The organism is Gordonia sp. UBA7860 (assembly GCF_002500165.1).
In the GTDB taxonomy this organism is placed as follows: domain Bacteria; phylum Actinomycetota; class Actinomycetes; order Mycobacteriales; family Mycobacteriaceae; genus Gordonia; species Gordonia sputi.
In genome coordinates, this window is the sequence record NZ_DLSO01000134.1 from 820 (window position 1) to 2,138 (window position 1,319).

2 protein-coding genes are annotated in these 1,319 nt (G+C 62.7%); both read left to right on the top strand.

Translation table 11 applies throughout. The features are described 5' to 3' along the window. Positions 1–860 (top strand): peptide ABC transporter substrate-binding protein (locus B3T59_RS16860; RefSeq protein ID WP_287004416.1); only part of this gene is annotated, 860 nt, incomplete at its 5' end. Between the two features lie 4 nt (positions 861–864). Next, positions 865–1,319, top strand: a 455-nt coding sequence (locus B3T59_RS16865; protein WP_287004417.1) for an ABC transporter permease, incomplete at its 3' end; no start/stop codon positions are given.

The following is a 1,319-nucleotide window of genomic DNA, read 5'->3' on the forward strand; positions in this document are numbered from 1 at the left end:
ACCTCACCTCCGGCAATCTCGATGTCACGGACACGGTGCCGGTCAGTGCGCTCAACTCCTACAAAAAGGCGCTCGGCAAGCACGCACTGACCAAACCGACGGCGTCCAACCAGCAGATCGCGATCCCCTACTACCTGCCCCACTTCGCCGCGGGGCGCGAAGGAGAACTGCGTCGTGCGGCGCTCTCGATGGCGATCAACCGTCCGGAGGTCACCAAGGTGGTCTTCCGTGGTGCCCGCACGCCGTCGAGAGATTTCACGGCACGCTCCCTACCTGGATGGAACGGCGATATCCCGGGCAGCGACGTCCTCGACTACAACCCCGCCAAGGCCAAGCAGCTGTGGCAGGAGGCCAACGCCATCGCGCCGTGGAACGGCTCCTTCCAAATCGCCTACAACTCCGACGGCGATCACCAGGTCTGGGTCGACGCGGTGTGCAACCAGATCAAGAACACCCTCGGCATCGACTCGCATGGCGCTCCGCAGCCGACGTTCAAGCAGATCCGGTCGGCGATCACGAGCAAGACGATCAAGACCGCCGCGAGGACGGGCTGGCAGGGTGACTACCCGTCGATGCTGGAATTCCTCGCGCCGATCTTCGTGACGGGAGCCGGTTCCAATGACGCGCAGTACGTCTCGCCGGAGTTCGACTCGCGGCTGACCGCCGCGCAGCGTGCACGCACCGACGACGAGTCCTACCGGCTCACCAACGTCGCGCAGGAAACCCTACTCAAGGATCTGCCGAACATTCCGCTGTGGGACTACATCGGCGCCGGAGGCTCGGCGTCGGAGGTCACCGCGCAGTTGGCCTGGAACGGCTTGCCCGACTACCCGAACATCACCAAGGAAGCGAAGGAGTGACCCGGTGACCAGATATCTCCTCATCCGTCTGGGACAGATGGTGATCGTCTTCTTCGGCGCCACGTTCCTCATCTACGCCATGGTCTTTCTCGTCCCCGCTGATCCCATCGCGGCTCTCGGTGGCGGAAAACCCATGTCCCCGGCCCTGATTGAGCAACTACGCGCGCAGTATCACCTCGACCAACCGTTCTATGTGCAGTACTTCAACTACATCGGCGGGGTGTTCCACCTCGACTTCGGCACCTCGTTCTCCGGGCAACCGGTGTTCGACGTCATGAAGCGCGCCTTTCCGGTGACGGTCAACCTGACTCTGATCGCACTGGTCGTCGAAACGATCGGTGGCGTGGTGTTCGGTGTGATCTCCGGCCTGAACAAGGGGCGCTGGTACGACACCGCGATCCTGATCGTCACCCTCATCATCATCGCGATACCGATCTTCGTGCTCGGCTTCGTCGCGCA